This is a genomic window from Sphingomonas kyeonggiensis, assembly GCF_030812785.1.
Lineage (GTDB): Bacteria > Pseudomonadota > Alphaproteobacteria > Sphingomonadales > Sphingomonadaceae > Sphingomonas > Sphingomonas kyeonggiensis_B.
The window spans coordinates 1,226,253-1,247,041 of record NZ_JAUSTJ010000001.1 but is presented as its reverse complement, the minus strand read 5'-3'; the positions used below and the strand labels follow the sequence as shown (position 1 = coordinate 1,247,041).

Sequence of the window (20,789 nt, the reverse complement as noted above, 5' to 3'; positions counted from 1 at the left end):
TGCGGCGATTGCCAGCCGCGCGCGTAACGATTAGGGAGGCGGCGCGACAGGTTCCCCGGGGACGGGGATGAAAAGGGAACGGATGCACTCCGGCTGCCCCTGCAACTGTAAGCGGTGAGCCATCGGCCAGATGCCATTGGGAGCGATCCCGAGAAGGCGGCCGGACCGGCATTGACCCGCGAGCCAGGAGACCTGCCCGTCGCGGTCGTCTTTCGCGCGGACAGGGTGTGCCGGGCGGACGGGGGTGAACCCGAGCGACGACGAAGTTGGCCGCGTGTGCACGCGGACGCTGTCGTGCGCGCCCTCTCCGGCCCCGGCACCGTCCGCGCGCGGACGCGGCATGTCGATTGGGTCGAATGACAATGCTGAAGTCCGTTTTCCGTCTCTCCGTTTCCCTCGCCGCCCTGGCCGCCGCGCCGGCGGCCTTCGCCCAGCAGGCGCCCGCGCCCGATGCCGCCGCGACCGAGGACAGCGACCAGATCGTCGTCACCGCCACCCGTTCGCCGGTGAACATCGATCAGGTCCCCGCCTCGATCACCGTGCTCGACAAGGCCGCGATCGACCGCAGCCAGGATATCGGCGCGACCGAGATCCTGCTCCGCACGCCCGGCATCAGCATCGCGCGCAATGGCGGCTATGGCACCTCCACCTCGCTGCGCATCCGCGGCGCCGAGTCCGACCAGACCGTGGTGGTGATCGATGGCGTCAAGCTCAACGATCCCGCGGCCACCGGCGGCGGCTACAATTTCGCCAACCTGCTGATCGGCGACACCGCGCGCATCGAAGTGCTGCGCGGCCCGCAGTCGATCCTGTGGGGCAGCCAGGCGATCGGCGGCGTGGTCAACATCGTCACCGCCGCGCCCGAGAAGCCGCTCGAAGGCAGCTTCGACATCGAGGCCGGCTCGCGCGAGACGGTCAGCGCCCGTGCCGCGATCGGCGGCAAGACCGGCCCGCTCGCCTGGCGCATCGGCGGCCAGCGCTTCACCACCGCCGGCATCTCGGCGATCGCGCCCGAGTTCGGCGGCAAGGAAGCGGACGGCTACAACAACAGCAGCGCCAGCGGTCGCGCCGAGCTGACGCTGACCAGCAACCTCAGCGTCGAGGTGCGCGGCTATTATTCGAACGGCCGCACCGAGATCGATGCGACCAGCGGCGACAACAGCGACTATTCGACCAGCGAGGAGTTCGTCGGCTATGCGGGGATCAACCTGTCGCTGCTCGACGGCCGGTTCCGCAACCGCGTCGCCTATGCCTATACCGACACCGATCGCGACAGCTACGGCCCGACCCGCGCCCGCCCGCTGAGCTTCGAATCCGACGGCGGGAACAAGCGCTTCGAGTACCAGGGCAGCTTCGCCTTCACCAAGCAGATCTCTGCAGTGTTCGGCGTCGAGAACGAGAATTCGGACTTCCGCAGCCGCTCGCCCGCCGCGTCGCTGGTGACGCCGCTGCCGGCCTTCGCGCGCGGCAGCGCCGAGCTGACCAGCGCCTATGCCCAGCTCAGCGTCGAGCCGATCACCGGCCTGACCCTCAATGGCGGCATCCGCTATGACGATCACAGCCGCTTCGGCGGGCAGACGCTGTTCCAGGCCGGCGGCGTGTGGCGCTCCTCCTGGGGCACGATCGTCCGCGCCAATTACGGCGAAGGCTTCAAGGCGCCGTCGCTCTACCAGCAGTTCAGCGAGTATGGGAACACCGCGCTCGATCCCGAGCAGGCCAAGGGCTGGGAAGCCGGCGTCGAGCAGCAGCTGTTCGGCCGCAAGCTGACCTTCGGCGCGACCTATTTCGAGCGCAGGACCACCGGCCAGATCATCTTCAACAGCTGCACCGCGACCTCGACCGTGCCGCTCTGCTTCGTCCCCGGCAGCCCCACCGTCCACCGCTTCGGCTATTATTCGAACGTCTCGCGCGCCGAGGCGCACGGCATCGAGGCGGCCGGCGCGCTCAACCTGGGCGGCTTCACCCTGGACGGCAACTACAGCTGGACCGTCGCCGAGGATCGCTCGGCCGGCACCGTGACCTTCGGCAAGTGGCTGCCGCGCCGCCCGCAGAACACCGCCAACGGCTCGATCAGCTATGCCTTCCCGTTCGGCCTGACCACCGGCGCCGCCGTGCGCTGGGCCGGGCACAGCTTCGACAATGCGGCGAACACCACGAAGCTCGACGACTATACGCTGGTCGACCTGCGCGCCGAGCTGAAGGCAGGCGACAATCTCAGCGTGTTCGCGCGCGCCGAGAACCTGTTCGACGAGAAGTACATGACCGCCTATCGCTACGGCACTTTGGGCCGCAGCATCTATGCCGGCATCCGCGGGCGCTTCTGATGGGAGAAGACAAGATGACGCAGGCACGTGCCTCCACGCTGTGGATCATGCTGCTCACCCTGGCGAGCATGGCGACCAGCTTCGCCCTTGCCTGCACGGCCCCGGTCGCGGCGCTCGCCGCGCTGGCGGCGGTGCACATGCGCCGGCGCGACGGGGTCGCGCTGGCCCTCGCCGCCTGGGGTGCCAACCAGGCGGTGGGCTTCCTCGTCCTCCATTATCCGCATGACCCGAAGACGCTCCTCTGGGGCGTCGGGCTCGGCACCGCCGCGGCAGGATCGGCGATCGGCGCCTATGCGGCGCTCGACCGCCTCAAGCTCCGCTCGACCATCGCGAAGCTGGCCATCGCCTATGTCGCAGCGTTCGTCGCGGGCAAGCTGGTCACGCTCTGCTGGGCGGCGGTACTGGGCGGCGTGGCGATCACCCTGCATCCCGGCTATTCGTTCGACCAGTTCGTCCGCAACGGCGCGATCCTGATCGGGCTCTACGCCTTCTACCGGCTGCTGGTGGCGCTCGGCGTCCCGGCGCCCGGCGGAAGGCTGGCCGCCGCCTGATGCTCACCCGCGTCGAGGACGGCCCGGCGATCGTCGCCTGCAACACCTGTCGCCATTCGCTCGCCGCGCGCGACGATGGCGAAGGCATGCGCGGCGGCGCCCGGCTGGTCGCCGCCCTGCGCGCCGTGCAGGCGAGCGATCCGCTTTATGCCGGGATCGCCGTGCAGGAGATGCCCTGCCTGTTCGCCTGCACCGATTTCTGCACCCTGCACCTGCGCGCGCCCGACAAGGTCGGCTATGTCCTTGGCCGGTTCACCCCGGACGAGGACAGCGCACGCGCCATTCTCGACTATGCCGTGCACTATGCGGCGAGCGAACATGGCCGGGTGCCCTATTCGGCCTGGCCCGAGGGGATTAAGGGCCATTTCATCACCCGCACCCCGCCTCCTGGATTTGTCGCCGAATGACCTTCGCCTCGATTGCCGATTTCCGCGCCGCGCTCGCCGATCTGCGCGCGCCTGACCAGGACGCCATCGCCGCCGCCCGTGCGCGCCAGGCCGAGCTGACCAAACCCGCGGGCTCGCTCGGCCGGCTGGAGGAGATCGCGATCTTCCTCGCCGGCTGGCAGGGCAATCCGCGCCCGAGGATCGAACATGCCCGCACCGCGATCTTCGCCGGCAATCACGGTTTCACCGTACACGGCGTCAGCGCCTTTCCGGCAAGCGTGACCGTGCAGATGGTCGCCAATTTCCAGGCCGGCGGCGCCGCGATCAATGCGCTGTCGGGCGCCGCCGGGCTCGAGCTGCAGGTGACCGCGCTCGACCTCGACACGCCGACCGCCGACTTCACCATGGCGCCGGCATTGACCGAAGCCGAATGCCTCGCCGCGCTGAACGCCGGCGCAGCGGCAGTGACCGACGACCTCGACCTGCTCACCGTCGGCGAGATGGGCATCGGCAACTCGACCGCCGCAGCGGCGCTCTGCCTGCGCAGCTATGGCGGCGCGGCGGCCGACTGGATCGGCCCGGGCACCGGCGTCGATGCCGAAGGGATCGCCCGCAAGACCGCAGTGGTCGAGCGCGCGCTTGCCTTTCACGCCGATGCGCCCGCCGACGCCTTCGAAACGTTGCGCCGCGTCGGCGGCCGCGAGATCGTCGCGATCGCCGGCGCCGTGCTACGCGCCCGGCAGCTTGGCATTCCTGTCGTGCTCGACGGCTTCATCAGCAGCTCGGCAATCGCGCCGCTCGCGGTCGACAATATCGACATCACCGCGCACTGCATCGCCGGCCATGTCTCGGCCGAGCCGGGCCATGCCCGCCTTCTCGCCAGGCTGGGGCTGGAGCCGCTGCTGGCGCTCGGCATGCGGCTGGGCGAAGGCAGCGGCGCCGCCGTGGCGGTCAATGTGATCCGCTCGGCGCTCGCCGCGCATGACCAGATGGCGACCTTTGCCGAGGCGCAGGTTTCCGGGCAATTGTGACCCCCTTCGCGCTCCACCTGCTGCGCCACGGCGCCCCTATGCTGCCCGGCCGGCTGATGGGCCGCACCGATTGCGCGCCGACGCCCGAGGGGATCGCGGCCTGTGTCGCGCAGGCGGAAGACCTTGGCGTCGAGCGGATCGTCAGTTCGGACCTGCTGCGCGCCCGCGCCGCCGCCGAGGCGGTCGGCCCGGCGACCATCGACCCGCGCTGGCGCGAGCTCGATTTCGGGGACTGGGACGGGCTCGCCCCGGACCAGGTCGATTCCGCCGCGCTCGTCCGCTTCTGGGAAGACCCCGACGCCAATCCGCCGCCAGGTGGCGAGCGCTGGTCGGCTTTGGTCGCCCGCGTCTCGGACGCGCTCGACGCGCTGGCGCCGGTGCCGACGCTGGTCGTCAGCCATGGCGGCGCGATGCGGGCGGCACTCCATTTGCTCTGCGGCTTCGACCAGCCCCGGCTCTGGGCGTTCGACCTGCCGTACGGCGTGCTGGTCTCGCTGCGCGTCTGGCCCGGCGACAAGCCGAGCGCGCAGATTGTTGGGATCTACCCGTGAAGGGCCTGATTATCGCCATCCAGTTCCTCACGCGCCTGCCGACGCCGCGCATCGCGGTGAGCAATGCCGAGTTCGCCGCCTCGATGCGCTGGTTTCCCGCAGTCGGGCTGATTCTCGGTGCGCTCGTCGCCGGCGCCTGCTGGGCGGGCACGCGGATCGATCCCTGGACCGGCGCGCTGGCCGGGCTGGTGCTGTGGGTCGCAGTGACCGGCGCGCTGCATCTCGACGGGCTGGGCGACATCGCCGATGCCGCCGGGGCCGCGCACAAGAGCCGCGAGCGCGTGCTCGAAGTGCTCGCCGATCCGCATATCGGCAGCTTCGGCGCAGTCACGATCGGCGTGCAGCTGATCGCCAAGCTGGTGCTGCTCCACGGGCTGGTCTCGATCAACGGCTTCGTCGCCATCGCACTGATCCCGTTTGCCGCGCGTATAGGGCCCTTGCTCTGGACGCGTTGGTTGCCCGATCTCCATCCTGGCCTCGCCGCGCGCTTCCGCGATGCGGTGCGCCCGATCGACCTTGCCCTGTGGACGCTCGCGGGGCTCGGTGCCGCCTGGTTCTCGCCGAGCCTGCTCGTCGCGCCGCTACTGCTGTTCGGCTGGGCCGCATGGCTGTGGCGCAGGTTCGGCGGCATCTCCGGCGACGGCCATGGCGGCGGGATCGAGGTCACGGAGACCGGCCTGCTGCTCGCCGCGCTGATCCTGACGAGGATCGCATGACCAGCTGGACCTGGCATGGCGGCGGCCTGGAGGCGGCGCGACGCCAATTTGGCGGGGACGACTGGATCGACCTTTCGACGGGCATCAACCCGCATCCCTGGCCCGGCACCCATGCCCTCGCGATCGACTGGCAGCGCCTGCCCGAGCCGCACGCGCTGGCGGAACTCGAAGCCGCCGCGGCCGGCCATTTCGGGCTCGACCCGCGCCATGTCTGCGCGGTGCCCGGCACCGAGATCGGGCTGCGGCTGCTCGGCGGGCTGATCGGCGGCACCGCCCGCTATGTCGCCCCGACCTATCGCACCCATGGCGAGATGATCGCGGGCGCCACGCCGGTCGCGCTGGACGAAGCGGGAGGCGGCACGCTGATCCTCGCCAATCCCAACAACCCGGACGGCCGCACCCTGCCCCCCGTCCGGCTGCTCGAACTGCTCGACGCCCGCGGGGGCGATGGCTGGCTGCTGCTCGACGAGGCATTCGCCGATGTCGATCCCGCGCTGAGCCTCGCCCCAGCGATCGACGATACGCGGCGGCTGGTGATCTTCCGTTCCTTCGGCAAGTTCTTCGGGCTGGCCGGCGTGCGGCTGGGCTTCGTGCTCGGACCCGCACTGGTCCTCGATGCGGTCCGCGCCGCGCTCGGCGCCTGGCCGGTTTCCGCCGCCGCGATCACGATCGGCACCGCCGCCTATCGCGACCGCGCATGGATCGAAGCGATGCGTAGCCAGCTTCAGGCAGAAGCGGAAGCGCTCGACGCAACCCTCGTCGGCGCCGGCCATCGCCCGGCCGGCGCCTGCCCGCTGTTCCGCCTGATCGAGGTGCCGGACGGCATGGCGCTGTTCGAGCGACTGGCCCGGCACGCCATCCTCACCCGCCCCTTTGCCGAGCAGCCGCGCTGGCTCCGCATCGGCCTGCCCGGCGGCGAAGGCCTCGACCGGTTAGAGGCGGCGCTTGCGCATGGCTGAGCCGGTGGCGCTCGCCGCGCTGGCGCTCGATGCGGCGATCGGCTGGCCGGGCGCGCTCTATCGCCGGATCGGCCATCCGGTCGGCCTGTTCGCCCGGATCATCGGGGCGTGCGAGGCGCTGTGGAACCGGCCCGAGCGCGGAACCACCGCCCGGCGCGCGCTCGGCATCCTCACCATCCTCCTGCTAGTCATCCTCACCGCCGGCACCGGCTGGATCGTCCAGTCCATGTTGCTCGCCCATCTCGGCGCCTGGGGCTGGCTGGCAGTGGCGCTGCTCGCCTGGCCCGCGCTCGCCCAGCGCAGCCTGTTCGACCATGTCCGGCCGATCGCCAAGGCCCTGCAGACGGACGACCTTCCCGCCGCCCGCGACGCCGTCGGCAGGATCGTCGGCCGCGACACCGCGTCGCTCGACGAACCCGGCATCGCCCGCGCCGCCATCGAGAGCCTGGCCGAGAGCTTCTGCGACGGCGTGGTCGCGCCGCTCTTCTGGCTGCTCCTGCTCGGCCTGCCCGGGATCTGGACCTACAAGGCGATCAACACCGCAGACTCGATGATCGGCCACCGCGAGCCCCGCTGGCGCGCGTTCGGCTGGGCGGCGGCGCGGACCGACGACCTGCTCAACCTGCTCCCCGCCCGCCTTTCCGGCCTGCTGCTCTGCCTCGCCGGTTCGGGCGGCTGGCGCACGCTATGGCGCGATCATGGCAAGCACGCCTCGCCCAATGCCGGCTGGCCCGAAGCGGCGATGGCCGGCGCGCTGGGGCTGCGCCTGGCCGGCCCGATCGCCTATGACGGCGTGATGCACGTCAAGCCCTGGATCGGCGACGGACGCAGCGACGCGCATTCGGGCGACATCGCCCACGCATTGCGCCTCTATGTCCGTGCCTGCCTGCTGCTCTGGATCCTCGCGGGAGCCGTCGCATGGGCGCGCTGATGCTGCAGGGCACCGGCTCGGACGTCGGCAAGTCGGTGCTGGTCGCCGGGCTCTGCCGCGCCTTCGCCAATCGCGGCCTGCGCGTGCGCCCGTTCAAGCCGCAGAACATGTCGAACAATGCCGCAGTGACGATGGACGGCGGCGAGATCGGCCGCGCCCAGGCGCTCCAGGCGATTGCCTGCCGCGTGTCGCCGCATACCGACATGAACCCGGTGCTGCTCAAACCCCAGGCCGACCGCACCTCGCAGCTGGTCGTGCACGGCAAGGTGCGCGGCACGCTCGGATCGGGCAATTTCCGCGAGGCGCGGCGCAGCCTGCTCGGCGAGGTGCTGGAAAGCTACGAGCGGCTGCGCGCCGAATGCGATCTGGTGGTGGTCGAAGGCGCCGGCTCGCCCGCCGAGATCAATTTGCGCGCCGGCGACATCGCCAACATGGGTTTCGCCCGCGCCGCCAACGTCCCCGTGGTGCTGGTCGGCGATATCGACCGGGGCGGCGTGATCGCCGCGATCGTCGGCACCCGCGCGGTGCTGACGCTTGCCGATGCGGCGATGATCCGCGGCTTCCTGATCAACAAGTTCCGCGGCGACCCGGCCTTGTTCGAGGACGGCTATCGCGCGATCGAGACCCGCTCGGGCTGGCGCGGCTTCGGCGTGGTGCCCTGGCTGCCCGCCACCGTCCGCCTGCCGAGCGAGGACGCCGTGGTGCTCGACCGCACCACGCCGCGCCGCGAAGGCCGCAAGCTGGTCGCCTGCCCGATCCTGCCGCGCATCGCCAATTTCGACGACCTCGATCCGCTCAAGCTCGAGCCCGGCGTTGAACTGGCCATGATCCCGCCTGGTACCCCGATCCCGGGCGATGCCGCGCTGGTCGTGCTGCCCGGCTCCAAGGCGACGATCGCCGATCTCGCCTTTCTCCGCGCCCAGGGCTGGGACATCGACATTCTTGCGCATCACCGCCGGGGCGGCGCGGTGCTCGGGCTGTGTGGCGGCTATCAGATGCTCGGCCGCAGCGTCGCCGATCCGCTCGGGATCGAAGGGCCGCCGGGCCGGGTCGAGGGGCTTGGCCTGCTCGATGTCGAGACCGAGCTGGCGCCTGCCAAGATACTCCGCCACGCCGCCGGCACCGCGCTCGGCGCGCCGGTCACCGGCTATGAGATGCACATGGGCAATACGCGCGGCCCCGACACCGCCCGGCCCTTTGCCGAGCTGGAAGGCCTCGGTCCCGAAGGCGCGGTCAGCCCCGACGGATCGGCGATGGGCAGCTATCTCCACGGCCTGCTCGCCTCGCCCGAGGCGCGCACCGCGCTGCTCGCCAGGATCGGCGTGACCGGCAGCGGGCGCGACTATGCCGCCGATGTTGATGCAGCGCTCGACGAGATCGCCGCCCGGCTCGAAGAGCATGTCGACGTGGACGCGCTGCTCGCGCTTGCGAAGGAGGTGCCGTGACTCGCCTGTTTGTCCTGGGCGGCGCGCGCTCGGGCAAGAGCCGCTATGCCCAGCAGCGCGCCGAGGCGCTGGCCGGCCGCCATGTCTTCATCGCCACTGCCGAGGCCTGGGATGAAGAGATGGCCGAGCGCATCGCCCGCCACCGCGCCGATCGCGATGCGCGCTGGGAGACGGTCGACGCGCCGCGCGACCTCGCCGCCGCGCTCGATGCGGCGAGCGGCACCGGCGCGGTGGTGCTGGTCGATTGCCTCACCCTCTGGGCCAGCAACCTGCTGCTCGCCGATGCGGACATGGAAGCAGCGACTGCCGGCCTGGCCGAGGCGATCGCGCGCTTCGAGGGGGAGTTGATCCTCGTCGCCAATGAAACCGGCCTGGGCATCGTCCCCGACAATGCGCTGGCCCGGCGCTTCCGCGATGCCGCCGGCCGGATCAACCAGGCGGTGGCGGTCATCGCCGGCGAGGTCATGCTGGTCGTCGCCGGCCTGCCGATGCGCGTCAAGTAACCCTTTAGGAGTGCTGGAGCGCTCCGGGCCGCCGTGATAATCGGAAGGTATAGCTTGGGAGTGTAGCATGGCGTCGCCGATCAAGATCCTCCTCCAGACCACGATCCCGACGGTCGAGGATGACTGGAACATCTCGCGCTTCTCGCTGCTGCGCGATCATCTTGCCGGGCTGACCGGCGAGGACGGCGCGCCGCTGTTCGAGGTGACCGCACGCGACCGCACCGCGCCGGGCACGCCCGATCCGGTGCTCTCGACGCTCGACGAGTCGGACTATGCCGCGCTCTGGCTGTTCGCGGTCGACACCGGCGACGGCCTGACGCCCGAGGATTGCGCCGCGATCAGCCGCTTCCGCGAGAGCGGCCGCGGCCTGATGGTGACGCGCGACCATATGGACCTGGGCAGCTCGGTCTGCACGTTGGGCGGCGTCGGCGCGGCGCATTTCTTCCACAGCAAGCATCTCGACCCCGACGAGAGCCGCCGGGTGATCGACGACGAGGAGACCAGCTACATCCTCTGGCCCAATTATCATTCGGGCGCGAACGGTGACTTCCAGGAGATCGAGATCCATGGCGATCCGCATCCGGTGCTGCGCGACGCCGATGCCCCGACCGGCCTGATCCGCTTCCTGCCGGCGCATCCGCACGAAGGCGCGGTCGGCGTGCCGGCCAACGACGTCACCGCCCGGGTGATCGCCACCGGCACCAGCAAGGTCACCGGCCGCGCGTTCAACATCGCGGTCGCCTTCGAACCGTCGGAAGCGGGCGGCCCGGCCTGGGCCGAATCCACCTTCCACCATTTCGCCGACTATAATTGGGATCCCGCCACCGGCTGCCCGAGCTTCGTGAGCGAGGCGCCGGGCGACGGCCTGGCCGGCTCGCCCGAGGCGCAGGCATCGGTCCGCGCCTATGTGCGCAACCTGGCGCTGTGGCTGGCCGGCCGGCTGCCGGTCGACGAACGCGCCGAGGAGCTCGATCGCGAGCTGGACGAGGCGCTTGAGGAAAGCTTCCCGGCGAGCGACCCGCCCGCGATCTACTGAGCCCAGGCCGCCAGCGCCGCGCGATAGGTGCGGCCGACCGGGATCGACACGCCGTTCGCCAGCGCGAGCGGCCCGCCCCGGTGCAGCACCGCGACCCTGGCGCCGTTGACCGCATAGCTGCGGTGCACCCGCACCATGTGCGGCGCGGTCATCCGCACTAGCGCACCGAGATTGGCGGTCACCAGCAGGCTGCGCCCATCGGCGAGGTGGACGCGGCAATAATCGTCCTCGGCCTGGGCGTAGAGCAGGTCGTCGACGGCGATGCGGTGCTGCGCATTGCCGTGCGGCAGGGCGACGAGGCTGGGCGCGGGCGGCGCGACGGGGGTCTCGACGGGCGCGCTGCGCTTCAGCAAGGCGATGGTGGCGAAGAAGACCGCGGCGAGCAGATAGTGGCTCGAGTCCAGGAAACCCGGGGTCAGCGACAGCCAGAGCAGGGCGAGGACATAGCCGCCCAGCACCGCGCGCAGCGGCCCGCGCCCGAAGGCGGCAGCCAGCAGCGCCGCGCTCGCCCCGGCGCGCAATGCCCATAAGGTCTTGGCGTCCCAGGCGGGCAGCAGCCAGGCGAGCGCCACCGCGAGCGCCGTCACGGCCAGCAATGTCCGGCCCCGGCGCTCCGCCAGTCCGCCGGCGATCCGCGCGAGCAGCAAAGCGGCGATCCCGGCGAGCAGCGCGACCGCGAACAGCCGGGTCACCTGCCAGGGATAGGCATAGGTGAGGATCAGCTTGGACGCCTCGGCCATCGCCTGGGCGAGGACCGCGGCGTTGAGCAGCACCGCCGCCCGGCCGGTCCGGACGAGCAGCTGGAGCAGCAAGGTCGCTGCCAGCAGCCCCAGCGCGATCAGCGTCGGCAGATAGGCGCGCAGCACCCCGCGCAGCGGCTCCTGCGGCGGCCCGACCGCCAGCCGGTGCACCGGCCGCGCGACGGGTACCCAGAGGTGATGCGCCGACAGCCGCACCTCGACGAGGTTGTCGCCTGCGCGCATGGCTTCCCAGGGCACCGGGAAGCGGGCGACGAAGTGCCCCGGCACTTCGCTGGCGCGGTCCAGCCCGACCGTGCCGTTGGCGCCGATCGCCCCCCCGTTCCAGCGCGCCTCGGCGCTCGCCATCGCAGTCACCTCGACCGCCAGTGCCGCGGTCCGCCGCGGGTCGTCGATCCGCACCACCCGCCGCAGCACCGTCACCGGTGCGGCGAGCGGCTCGCGGGTCGGGTCGCCCCAATGGCAAGCGGCCTGTGACGGGCAGATCCACCAGGGCGGCGCGGTCGAGGGGGAAGCAGCGTGCCACGGCCAGGCGGCGATCAGTAGCGCGGCCAGTCCGGCCAGCAGGAGCAGCGGTGCGCGCAGGCGCTCAGGGATGCGTTCACCGAGCGGCACGGGCGTTCACCGATTGGCGGTGGCAACCCGCCAGGGTCGATCGCAGGAGTGAGTGGAACGCCCCATGGCGCTTTCCTGACGCGCGCGCCGGGATCGCGCAAGGCCCGCAAGGAGTATGAGAGTGAAGTGTATCGATCGCCGCATGATGATCGCCGGCATAGCCCTGCTGCCCGTCGCTGCCCGCGCGGCAAGCGTCCGGCAGGCCGGGCTCGACGCCCTGGTCGCCAAATGGGCCGGCGAGCAGGGCTTTCGTGGGCTGGTCGCGCTCGGCCACAAGGGGCAGGTGCAGGTCCACGCCGCCCAGGGCCTCGCCAATGTCGAGATCGGCCTCGCGTTCGACATCGACCTGCCCGTGGCGATCGCCTCGATCTCGAAGCGCATCACTTCGGTCGCGGTGATGCGGCTGGTCGAGCGCGGCACGCTGTCGCTCGACGCGCCGATCGCCCGCTACCTCCCCGCCTATCGCCAGGACAGCGGCGCGAAGGTGACGCTGCGCCACCTGCTCTCCAACGCCAGCGGCATCCCCAACCAGTTCGGCGCGGTGGTCAAGGCAGACCCCAGCCTGCTCGGCAAGCCGATGCCCGCCGCCGAGGCGGTGAAGCTGTTCGCCTCGGGCGATCCGGTGTTCGAGCCCGGCGCGCGGTTCGACTATGCGTTGACCAACTGGATCCTGGTGCTGGCGATCCTCGAGGCCGTGTCGGGAACGCCCTATCCCGCGCTGATCCGCACGCTGGTCACCGGCCCGCTGCGCCTGCCCGCCATACGGCTCGAGCATCTCGGCGGCGCGACCTCCTATCGCCCGACCGAGCCGCGCACCGTCTGGACCTCGCCTACCGCCGACTATCTCGCGGCGGGCGGCGGCTTCTACGGCACGGCGCGCGACCTGATGCGCTTCGCCCATCTCGTCTATGACACGCGCTTCCTCACCCCGGACTCGCGCCGCGCGCTGACCACGATCGAAGTGGAGTCGGATCACTATGCGCTGGGCGGCCGCGTCCGGGAGGTGGTTATCGGGGGCAAGTCGGTCCGCTGCGCCTGGGACACCGGCAACCGCGAAGGCTATCGCTCGGTGCTCGGCCACCGGCTCGACGGCAAGGGCAGCGTCGTGGTCCTCAACAACACCGGCTATTCGCAGAAGACCATGGACGAAGTCGCCGAGGCGGCACTCCGCCTGAACTGAAGCAGGTCCCTCCCCCGGCGCGCGTGGCCGGGGGAGGGCACGCCGTCACTGGACGGCTTCGTCGGCGTCGATCACGCCGTTCTTGTTGACGTCTGCCTTGTCGAACTTGGCGAGGTCCTCGGCGGCCAGCTCGGCGGCGCTGACATTGCCGTCGCCATCGGTGTCGAGCCGCTTGAGCCGGCGATCGACCTTGGCCTGGTCCATGGTCTCGCCGCGCTTCTCCGCCGCCTTGGTCATGAAGGCGAGCAGCTCGGCCGGGCTGCCCTTGCCGTTGCCATCGGCATCGAGGTTCCTGAACTTCTTCGCCGATGCCGCCTGCGCCTCGGCACGGGTCTGGCCGGCCTTCTGGGCAAGCGCCTGACCCGAGAGCAGCAGCGCGCCGACGGTAATGGCGATCTTCACGGTCTTGATCATTCTTCTCTCTCCTTGGTTCGCTTGTTGGATCAGAAACGGAAACCGGCGCTGGCCCGCACACCGTAGCTCGAGCCGCCGCTGCCGCTCTCGCCGCGCAGCCCCACGCCCAGCACGAAGCGCCCGACCGCGGCGGAAGCGTCGAACCGCCCGCTAATGGTCGTCTTGCCGAACTGCCCCGCCCCCGCTTCGAATCCGTTGCCGGTATCAACGAAGTTGAACACCCGCCGCGCCTCGGGATCGTCGAGATAGGAGCGCCCGCCAATGTCGCCGCTCAGCGTGATGCCGTCGATCACCGCGGTGCCGCGCAGGCCGTAGCCGGCGAGCGTGGTGGTGCTGCGCGCCTTGTCCGCGACCAGTGCCGCCGCACCGCCCCATTCCCGCACCCGGTCGAAGCGCGCCGAGGTCACGCTCGCCCCGGCATAGGGACCTACCCGCAACGCCTTGCCGACCGGGACCAGCCAGGCCGCCTCGCCGAAGCTGGAGAAGCTCTTGCCGTCGCCGTCCGAAGTAAGCTGGTTGGAAAGTCCGCCAAACGCCACCCGGCGATCGGTCGACAGCGCATGCTTGGCATAGCCGACGCCGCCGGCGACGCGCAGGCCACCCAGCGTGTAGCCGAAATAGGCATAGGCCGAATTGCTCACCAGCACGCCCTCGCTGCCCCGCGCATCGAGGCGGAGGTCGTTGCGGGCATAGCGATAGGCGAAGCCGTAGCGCAGCGTGTCGCCGGTCACCTCGACACCGGCCGAGACGGTCTGGCGATCCGATTCGATCTCGGCATGGCCGCTGCGCGCACCGGCGCTGATCTGGCCGATATCGCCGGCGATCCAGAAGCTCTTCGCCTGGCCGCGCGGCGCATCGGCACGGGCGAGCAGCTCGCGCGCCGCGTCATGCCCGTCGCGCCCGGCCACCGCGAGCCCCGCGGTGAACACCTCGCCCGAAAGCTGGTCGAAGGCGGTGCGCGCGTCGCTCGCATTGAGCCCGATCACCGCGTCGAACACCCCGCCCGAGCTCTGCGCGCTAACCGCCGCGGCGACCGCGACCTGGTTGCTGGTCTGCGCCACCGCGCCCAGGCTGACATCGTTGCGCAGCAGCCGCAGCTGCACGTTCGCGGCATTGTAGACCAGCGACGGCGTCAGGAAGGCAAGGTCGGTGACGACGCTGCCGAACGTTCCCGTCACGCTCGATCCGCTCAGGATCGTATAGGTGGTGAGCGGCAGGAAATTGGTCGCCCCGCCGGTCAGCACCGAGACCGTGCCGCCATTGATCGTCACCGCACCGGTGGCGATGATCTGGTCGGAGATGCCGGTCGGCGACACTTCGACCTGATAGGTCGATCCCGCCGCCAGGGTCAGGCTGCCGGCGACGTTGAGCGTGCCGATCGAATTGCCCGGCGCGACGATGCCGCCGACGCTCAGCGATCCGGTCCGGCCCGATCCGCCCAGCCGCCCGTTCGCGCCGATCGTCAGCGTGCCGGCCAGCGATCCGTTGACCACCAGCATGCCCTCGTTGATCGTCGTCGAGCCGGTGTAGCTATTGGCGCCGTTCAGCGTCAGCGTGCCGCCCCCCGACTTGATCAGCCGGCCGCTGCCCGAGAGGACGCCCGAATAGGCCGTCGATCCCGAGCCGTTCACGGTCAGCACCGCGCTGCCCAGCGCGATATTGCCGTCGCCGGCCAGCCCGCCCACCGTGGTCGCGAAGTTCGCTAGGTTGACCGTGCCGGGCGCAGTGACGGTGAGCACCCCCGAACCGAAGGCATTGGCCACGCCCGCAGCCAGCGTGCCGCCAGTCACCACCGTGCCGCCGGAGTAGGTGTTCGCGGCGCCGAGCGTCAGTGTGCCCGCCCCCGACTTGCCCAGGCTGCCGGTGCCGCTGATCAGGCCGGCGAAGCTGTTCGCCGTGCCGTTGCTGACGACCAGTTGGTTGGCGCCGAGCACCACGCTGGTACCGGCCACGCCGGTGAGCCCGGCCAGGACCTGGGGCACAGTCGCCGCGGCGATGTTGAGGCTCGCGCCCCCCGACAGGGCAACGCCCGAAGAACCGGCGATCGACCCGCCCGCCCCGATCGCCAGCGTGCCGCCGCTCACATTGGTCGCGCCGGTATAAAGGTTGACGCCAGCCAGGGTCAGCACGCCCGTCCCCGCCTTGGTGAGGCCGCCGGTGCCGGCGATCACGCCGCCATAATTGCCGGCCGCCAGCGTCAGGGTGTTGGCGCCCAGCGCGACATTGCCCGCGCCGGCCAGATTGCCGAGCGTCACCGCGCCGGTCAGCGCGAGCGCGGCGCCCGCATCGATCGCAACCGCCCCGCCGGTCGGGAGGATACCGCTGCCGATGGTCAGCGTGCCGCCGCGGATGCTGGTGAGGCCGGTGTAGAGATTGGCGCCGGTCAGCGTCAGGTTGCCGCTGCCGGTCTTCACCAGCCCGCCCTCGCCCGAGATCACGCCGGCGAAGCTGCTGTCGACCGTGCCGCCCGCGCTGAGCGTGCCGCTGCCGAGCAGGATGCTGCCGGTGCCGCCCAGCGCCGCGACGCTGGCATTGCTGCCGTTCAGGTCGAAGGTCGCCCCCGCCGTGACGGCAAGGTCGCCGCCGCCGATGGTGCCGCCGTCGAGCCGTAGCGTGCCGCCCAGGATGCTGGTGCCGCCGGCATAGCTGTTCGCGCCGGCCAGGGTGAAGGTGCCGCTGCCCGTCTTGGTCAGGCTGCCTTCGCCGCTGATCATGCCGGCGAAGCGCGTGCTGCTGTCGTCGCCGCCCGTGGTAAGGCCGCCGCCCGACAAGGTGACGCTGCCCGCGCCGGCAAGGCTGGCAATGGTCTGCGCCGCGGCGATGTCGAGCGTCGCGCCCGCCGCCACCGTCACGGCGGTGTTGGTCGGCAGCGACCCCACGCCACCGGCGCGTAGCGTGCCGCCCGCGACTGTCGTGGCGCCGGCATAGCTGTTGGCCCCGGTCAGAATCAGCGTGCCGGTGTCGAGCTTGTTCAGCCCACCGCTGCCGCCAATGCCCGCGGCGATCGTCGCGGTGACGCCCGGATCGACTCGGATAGTGGTCTGCGCCTCGATCGCGCTCAGCGTGCCGGTGCCGGCGGCGATGACATAGCCATCGGTCATGAACTGCATGCCCGAGAATTCGATCGCATCGTCGACGGTGACGGTGCCGGCGGCGCCCTGGAACACGGCGAAGCGGCCGCCCCAGCTGTCGTTGCCGGCGCCATTGGCATCGGACCAGGCGGTGCGCCCGACAGTCCAGGAGCCCGAGCCGCCTTCGATCGTGCCGTTGGAGCTGCTGCTGGCGCCATTCCAGAACTGCACTTCGGGCAGGCTGTCGGCCACCACTAGGTTCACCTGCGATCCGATCGCGGTCTGCACCTGGGTGCGGGTCCGGTTGGTGCCCGCCGGCAGCGTGCCGAGCTCGAGGCCATTGTCGGTCAGCGCACCGGTATAGTCGATCAGGCGGTACACGCCGACGCCGAAGCCGCCGATATCGGTGACGTCGAGCGTGCCGTCGAGCACCAGGTCGCCATTGACCTGGATATGGTCGCTTGCGCCGGCGACGCCTGCCGCGCCAAGCCCGAAAGCGAGCGTCGAGCCCGAGGACAGGGCCAGGCCGCCGGTGGTGAAATTGCCCGCGCTCGCGCCGCTGCCGATCTCGAGCGTCGCGCCGCTGGCAAGGTTGACCGTGCCCGCAGCGCTGCCGATGCCGTTCAGCGTCGCGCCGCTCGCGACATCGACATCGCCCGCAACACTGCCGCTGAGCACCAGCGTGCCGGAGGCGACACTGGTCGTGCCGCCATAGACATTGGCGCCGCTCAGCGTCACATTGCCCGCCACGGTGATGCCGCCGGCGCCGCTCGCGACGCCGGCATAGCTGCCGCCGCCGATGGTCAGGCGATTGCCGTTCAGCGCCACATCGCCGCCACCGTTCAGCGCGGCGACGCTCTGGCTGGCGCCGAGTTCGAGCGCACCACCATTCACCGTGACGCTCGTCGAGCCGCCGAGCGCTCCGGCGGTGCCGGCGACGACACGGCCGCCGGCGATGTCGAGCGCACCGAAATCATTGGTGCCGCCCAGGGTCAGCGTGCCGCTGCCCGCCTTGGTCAGGCTCGCCCCGGCCCCATGGATCGTGCCCGTGAAGCTGGTGTTCGCCGTGCTGCTCGTGGTCAGCGCGCCGCCCGCGCCGAGCTGCAGCGTGCCCGCGCCGCTAAGCGCGCCGATGCTGGTCGCATGGCCGCCCAGATCGACCGTGCCCGCACCCGCTATGTCGAGATCGCCCTGGCCGAGCGTGCCGCCGCTCGCCAACGCCAGCGTGCCGGCCTGCACGCTGGTGCCGCCGGCATAGCTGTTGGCGCCGCCGAGAATGGTGGTCCCGGTCCCGGTCTTGATCAGGCCGCCGGCGCCGTCGATCGTGCCGGTGAAGCTGTCATTGCCGCCCAGCGCGCCGGTGGTCAGCGCCCCGCCGCTGAGCAGCACGACGCCCGAACCGGTGAGCCCGCCGATCGCCTGGTCCGCCCGTATGTCGAGCGTCGCGCCCGTCGCCACCGAGACGCTGCTCGTCACCGGGATCGCCGCGCCGCCGAGCACCGCGACGGTGCCGCCCAGGATGGTGGTGTTGCCGCCATAGCTGTTGGCGCCGGAGAGGATCAGCGTGCCGGCATCGTTCTTGAGCAGCCCGCCGGTGCCGCCCATGCCCGCGCTGATCGTCGCGGTCACGCCCGGATCGACGCGGATATTGGTCAGCGCGCTGTTGGTGGTCAGCGTGCCGCTGCCGCCGGCGATCGCATAGCCGTCGGTCATGAACTGCGCGCCGGTGAACAGGATCGCGTCGTCGACGGTGACCACGCCCGCCGCGCCCTGGAACACGCCGAACGCGCCGGCCCAGCCGCTATTGTCGGTCGCCGCCGCGTTGGTCCAGTTGGGGAAGCCGTTGGTCCAGCTGCCGCTGCCGCCCTGCGCCACGCCGTCGCCCGAATTGTCGGTGCCGTCCCAGAACTGGATCGTGGTCGCGGCAGGGGTGCCATAGACCAGGTTCACCTGGGTCGCGACCGAGGTCTGGATCGTCATCAGCCCGGCATTGGCGCCCGCGGGCACGCCGCCGATCACCAGGCCGTTGTCGGTCAGCGCGCCGCTGTAATTGACCAGCCGGTACACGCCCTCCCCGAAGCCGCCGACATCGTTGATGTTGAGCGTGCCGTCGAGGGTCAGGTCGCCATTGACCTGGATGCGGTCGCCGGTACCGGGTGCGGCCAGGTCGTAGCTCAGCACCGAATCCGCGGACAGGACCAGCCCGTCGACATTGAGCGTGCCGATGCCGTTGCTGCCCGGCGCGAGCGTGCCGTTGCCGACGCTGAGCACGCCGTAGATGCGCGCGGCGCCGGTCAGCGTCGCCCCGTTGGTCACGCTGGTCGCGCCGCTCCAGCGGGTGAGCTCGACGGTGCCGCCGGTCACGCTGAGCTGGCCGCTCGCGGTGTTGGCGCCCGACAGGGTGAGCGTGCCGCTACCGACCTTGGTCAGCCCGCCGAGCCCGCTGATCACGCCCGAGAATTCGGTGTTGCCGCCACCCGACCCGGTGGTCAGGATCGCCCCGCCCGAGGCGCCACTGCTCGTCCGGATCGAGCCGTTGCCCGAGATGTTGGCGACGATCTGGTTGCGCGCGACCGGGGTGCTGGTGGAGACGCCGTCGACCAGCGTGGTGGTCGTGTCGGTCATGTCGACCACGCCGAGATCGGTGACGATCAGCGCCGAACTGGCCGAGAAGCTGTTGTCGGTCATGCCCGAGCGCAGCCGCCCGTTGCTGACCAGGGTATCGCCCTGATAGCTGTTCTGGCCGAACAGCACGAGCTGGCCGGTGTTGACGATCTGCACGCCGCCGGTGCCGCTGATCGTGCCGGTGTTGGTCACCGTGCTGGTGCGGTTCTGGATCAGCGTGCCGTTGTTGACGATTCCGCCGGCGACCGACCCGCCCGAGCTGCCGCTGTCGTCATAGCGCAGCGTCGCGCCCGCCGCGATGGTCGCGCCGTTCCGCAGCGTCTGGCCATTGGTGATGCCCCAGGTCCCGCCCTGCACGTTGAGCGTGTCGAAACCGGTCGCCACGCCCAGCACCTGCGCGCCGCTGCCGGTCAGGTTGAGGATGTCGGTGGCGTTGATGCTCGAGGCGGCGGTGATCGATCCGTTGATCGTCGCTCCCACCTCGATCGTGACGGTGTTGACCGTGCCCGGCGCGACGTTCGCCGCCGAGCCGCCAAAGGTCACCGCCGCGCCGCTGGCATTGGGGCCGGTGCCCGCGCTGGTGACGCTGCCGGCGGCCAGGGTGATGCTGTTGGTGGTGCTCGTCGCGCTCAGATTGATGCGGATCGCCTCGCGGGTCAGCGTCGAGGTGGTCAGCCCGCCCTCGCCGCCGGTGATCGTGCCCGCATTGACGATGGTCGTGTTGCCGGTGCCGATGACGCCATAGACGCCGCTGATGGTGCCGCCCGCCTCGTTGGTCAGCGTCAGCGTGCCATTGGCGCGGATGCCTTCGCCCTGGCTGGCATTGTAGACCGGGTCGCCGCTGCTGTTGGTGCCGGTCTGCACCACCGCGCCGGTGCCGGTGATCGTGCCCGCATTGACGATCGTCGAAGTCGCCGAGGTGAGCACGCCCTCATTACCGGTGATCGAGCCCCCGGCCGCGTTGGTGAGGTTGAGCGTCGCGCCCGGGATCGTCACCTCGACGCCCTGCGCGACCTGGCCGATGCCCGCGGCATTGGTGGCGCCGGTGCTGAGGATCGTGCCCGAATTGGTGATCGTGATCACCCCGGTGTCGGCGGCGGTCGCGGTGATCTGGATCGCGTCGTTGGCGCCGCGGATCAGGCCGGTGTTGATGATGGTGAGCGTCCGCTCCCAGACCGGCGCGGGCGTGCTGCCATTGGCCGCGCCGCCGGTGCCGCTGATCGCGCGGCCATTGGTCGCCGAGTTCGGCACGCCTTCGATCGTGCCGTTGTTGGTGATGACGATGCCGGTCCCGGTGCTTGCGCCGTTGATCGTCACCGCGCGGTTGCCGGTCACCTGGATCGTCCCGCCCGCCTCGACGGTCAGCGTGTCGTCGGCATCGAGATTGGTGTTGCTCGTCTTGGTCGTGCCCGAGGCGATCGTCGTGTTCTGGGCATGCGCGGCGGTCGGCAGCGCGACGAAGCAGGCGGAGAGCAGCAGGCGGGTGCGCAGGCTGCGGGCGCGGATCGGAAAGGTCATGAGTCATCCCCCCATCGCGGCAAATGCCGCATGGCTAAGGCCGGTCGATGGCCGGCTGTTCTGGTGTCGGCGGGGGGCAGCGCACGGCAGGCGGCCGGCTGCGGCCCCTATGGGCGCACGCTTATCTTCGCATCCGCATCCGGCATCTCTCCCTGGCGGCTTGCCGGCTTGTCCC

The 20,789-nt window shown here is 70.8% G+C and carries 15 protein-coding genes and 1 riboswitch; of the genes, 12 read left to right on the top strand and 3 right to left on the bottom strand.

The annotated features are described in order from the left end of the window. Nucleotides 1-31 precede the first annotated feature (31 nt). Nucleotides 32-214, top strand: a riboswitch (cobalamin riboswitch). A gap of 148 nt (nucleotides 215-362) precedes the next feature. The 11 genes from J2W22_RS06145 to J2W22_RS06095 all read left to right on the top strand — a co-directional run bounded on the left by J2W22_RS06145 (nucleotide 363) and on the right by J2W22_RS06095 (nucleotide 10,433). Beyond that, nucleotides 363-2,324, top strand: coding sequence for a TonB-dependent receptor plug domain-containing protein (locus tag J2W22_RS06145; protein WP_307117365.1), 1,962 nt, complete (start codon nucleotides 363-365; stop codon nucleotides 2,322-2,324). Nucleotides 2,325-2,338: 14 nt separating this feature from the next. Then, nucleotides 2,339-2,875 carry a hypothetical protein gene (locus J2W22_RS06140; RefSeq protein ID WP_307117364.1) on the top strand — a complete coding sequence of 179 codons (537 nt, stop codon included), beginning with the start codon at nucleotides 2,339-2,341 and terminating at the stop codon, nucleotides 2,873-2,875. Next, a complete protein-coding gene (locus J2W22_RS06135; protein WP_307117363.1) occupies nucleotides 2,875-3,282 on the top strand; it encodes a DUF1636 domain-containing protein in 408 nt (135 codons plus the stop codon). The genes J2W22_RS06140 and J2W22_RS06135 overlap by 1 nt, the downstream gene beginning before the upstream one ends. Further along, nucleotides 3,279-4,292: a nicotinate-nucleotide--dimethylbenzimidazole phosphoribosyltransferase gene (cobT, locus tag J2W22_RS06130; RefSeq protein ID WP_307117362.1), complete on the top strand. Its 1,014-nt coding sequence runs from the start codon at nucleotides 3,279-3,281 to the stop codon at nucleotides 4,290-4,292. The genes J2W22_RS06135 and cobT overlap by 4 nt, the downstream gene beginning before the upstream one ends. Beyond that, complete coding sequence (locus tag J2W22_RS06125; protein ID WP_307117361.1) at nucleotides 4,289-4,843, top strand: histidine phosphatase family protein; 555 nt, start codon at nucleotides 4,289-4,291, stop codon at nucleotides 4,841-4,843. The genes cobT and J2W22_RS06125 overlap by 4 nt, the downstream gene beginning before the upstream one ends. After that, nucleotides 4,840-5,559 (top strand): adenosylcobinamide-GDP ribazoletransferase, encoded by a 720-nt coding sequence (locus J2W22_RS06120; RefSeq protein WP_307117360.1) that lies wholly within the window; start codon nucleotides 4,840-4,842, stop codon nucleotides 5,557-5,559. Before J2W22_RS06125 ends, J2W22_RS06120 begins: the two co-directional genes overlap by 4 nt. Further along, entirely contained in the window at nucleotides 5,556-6,518 is a 963-nt protein-coding gene (locus J2W22_RS06115; protein ID WP_307117359.1) for an aminotransferase class I/II-fold pyridoxal phosphate-dependent enzyme, read from the top strand. The genes J2W22_RS06120 and J2W22_RS06115 overlap by 4 nt, the downstream gene beginning before the upstream one ends. Further along, on the top strand, nucleotides 6,511-7,449 hold the full coding sequence (gene cbiB, locus J2W22_RS06110; RefSeq protein ID WP_307117358.1) for an adenosylcobinamide-phosphate synthase CbiB: 939 nt from the start codon (nucleotides 6,511-6,513) through the stop codon (nucleotides 7,447-7,449). The genes J2W22_RS06115 and cbiB overlap by 8 nt, the downstream gene beginning before the upstream one ends. Beyond that, nucleotides 7,437-8,894, top strand: a complete 1,458-nt coding sequence (locus tag J2W22_RS06105; RefSeq protein ID WP_307117357.1) for a cobyric acid synthase — start codon at nucleotides 7,437-7,439, stop codon at nucleotides 8,892-8,894. Before cbiB ends, J2W22_RS06105 begins: the two co-directional genes overlap by 13 nt. Continuing rightward, nucleotides 8,891-9,397, top strand: coding sequence for a bifunctional adenosylcobinamide kinase/adenosylcobinamide-phosphate guanylyltransferase (gene cobU, locus J2W22_RS06100; protein WP_307117356.1), 507 nt, complete (start codon nucleotides 8,891-8,893; stop codon nucleotides 9,395-9,397). Before J2W22_RS06105 ends, cobU begins: the two co-directional genes overlap by 4 nt. 67 nt (nucleotides 9,398-9,464) lie before the next feature. Next, nucleotides 9,465-10,433, top strand: a complete 969-nt coding sequence (locus J2W22_RS06095) for a hypothetical protein (RefSeq protein WP_307117355.1) — start codon at nucleotides 9,465-9,467, stop codon at nucleotides 10,431-10,433. Here J2W22_RS06095 and J2W22_RS06090 read toward each other — a convergent pair. Then, nucleotides 10,427-11,806, bottom strand: a complete 1,380-nt coding sequence (locus tag J2W22_RS06090; protein ID WP_307117354.1) for a LytR/AlgR family response regulator transcription factor — start codon at nucleotides 11,804-11,806, stop codon at nucleotides 10,427-10,429. The genes J2W22_RS06095 and J2W22_RS06090 overlap by 7 nt on opposite strands. 121 nt (nucleotides 11,807-11,927) lie before the next feature. Here J2W22_RS06090 and J2W22_RS06085 point away from each other — a divergent pair, with 121 nt between their 5' ends. Beyond that, nucleotides 11,928-12,986 carry a serine hydrolase domain-containing protein gene (locus J2W22_RS06085; RefSeq protein WP_307117353.1) on the top strand — a complete coding sequence of 353 codons (1,059 nt, stop codon included), beginning with the start codon at nucleotides 11,928-11,930 and terminating at the stop codon, nucleotides 12,984-12,986. Between the two features lie 45 nt (nucleotides 12,987-13,031). On the opposite strand, the gene J2W22_RS06080 is transcribed toward J2W22_RS06085, so the two are convergent. Both J2W22_RS06080 and J2W22_RS06075 read right to left on the bottom strand, forming a co-directional pair. Beyond that, entirely contained in the window at nucleotides 13,032-13,400 is a 369-nt protein-coding gene (locus tag J2W22_RS06080) for an EF-hand domain-containing protein (RefSeq protein WP_307117352.1), read from the bottom strand. A gap of 29 nt (nucleotides 13,401-13,429) precedes the next feature. Next, nucleotides 13,430-20,614, bottom strand: coding sequence for an autotransporter-associated beta strand repeat-containing protein (locus J2W22_RS06075; RefSeq protein WP_307117351.1), 7,185 nt, complete (start codon nucleotides 20,612-20,614; stop codon nucleotides 13,430-13,432). Nucleotides 20,615-20,789 lie beyond the last annotated feature (175 nt).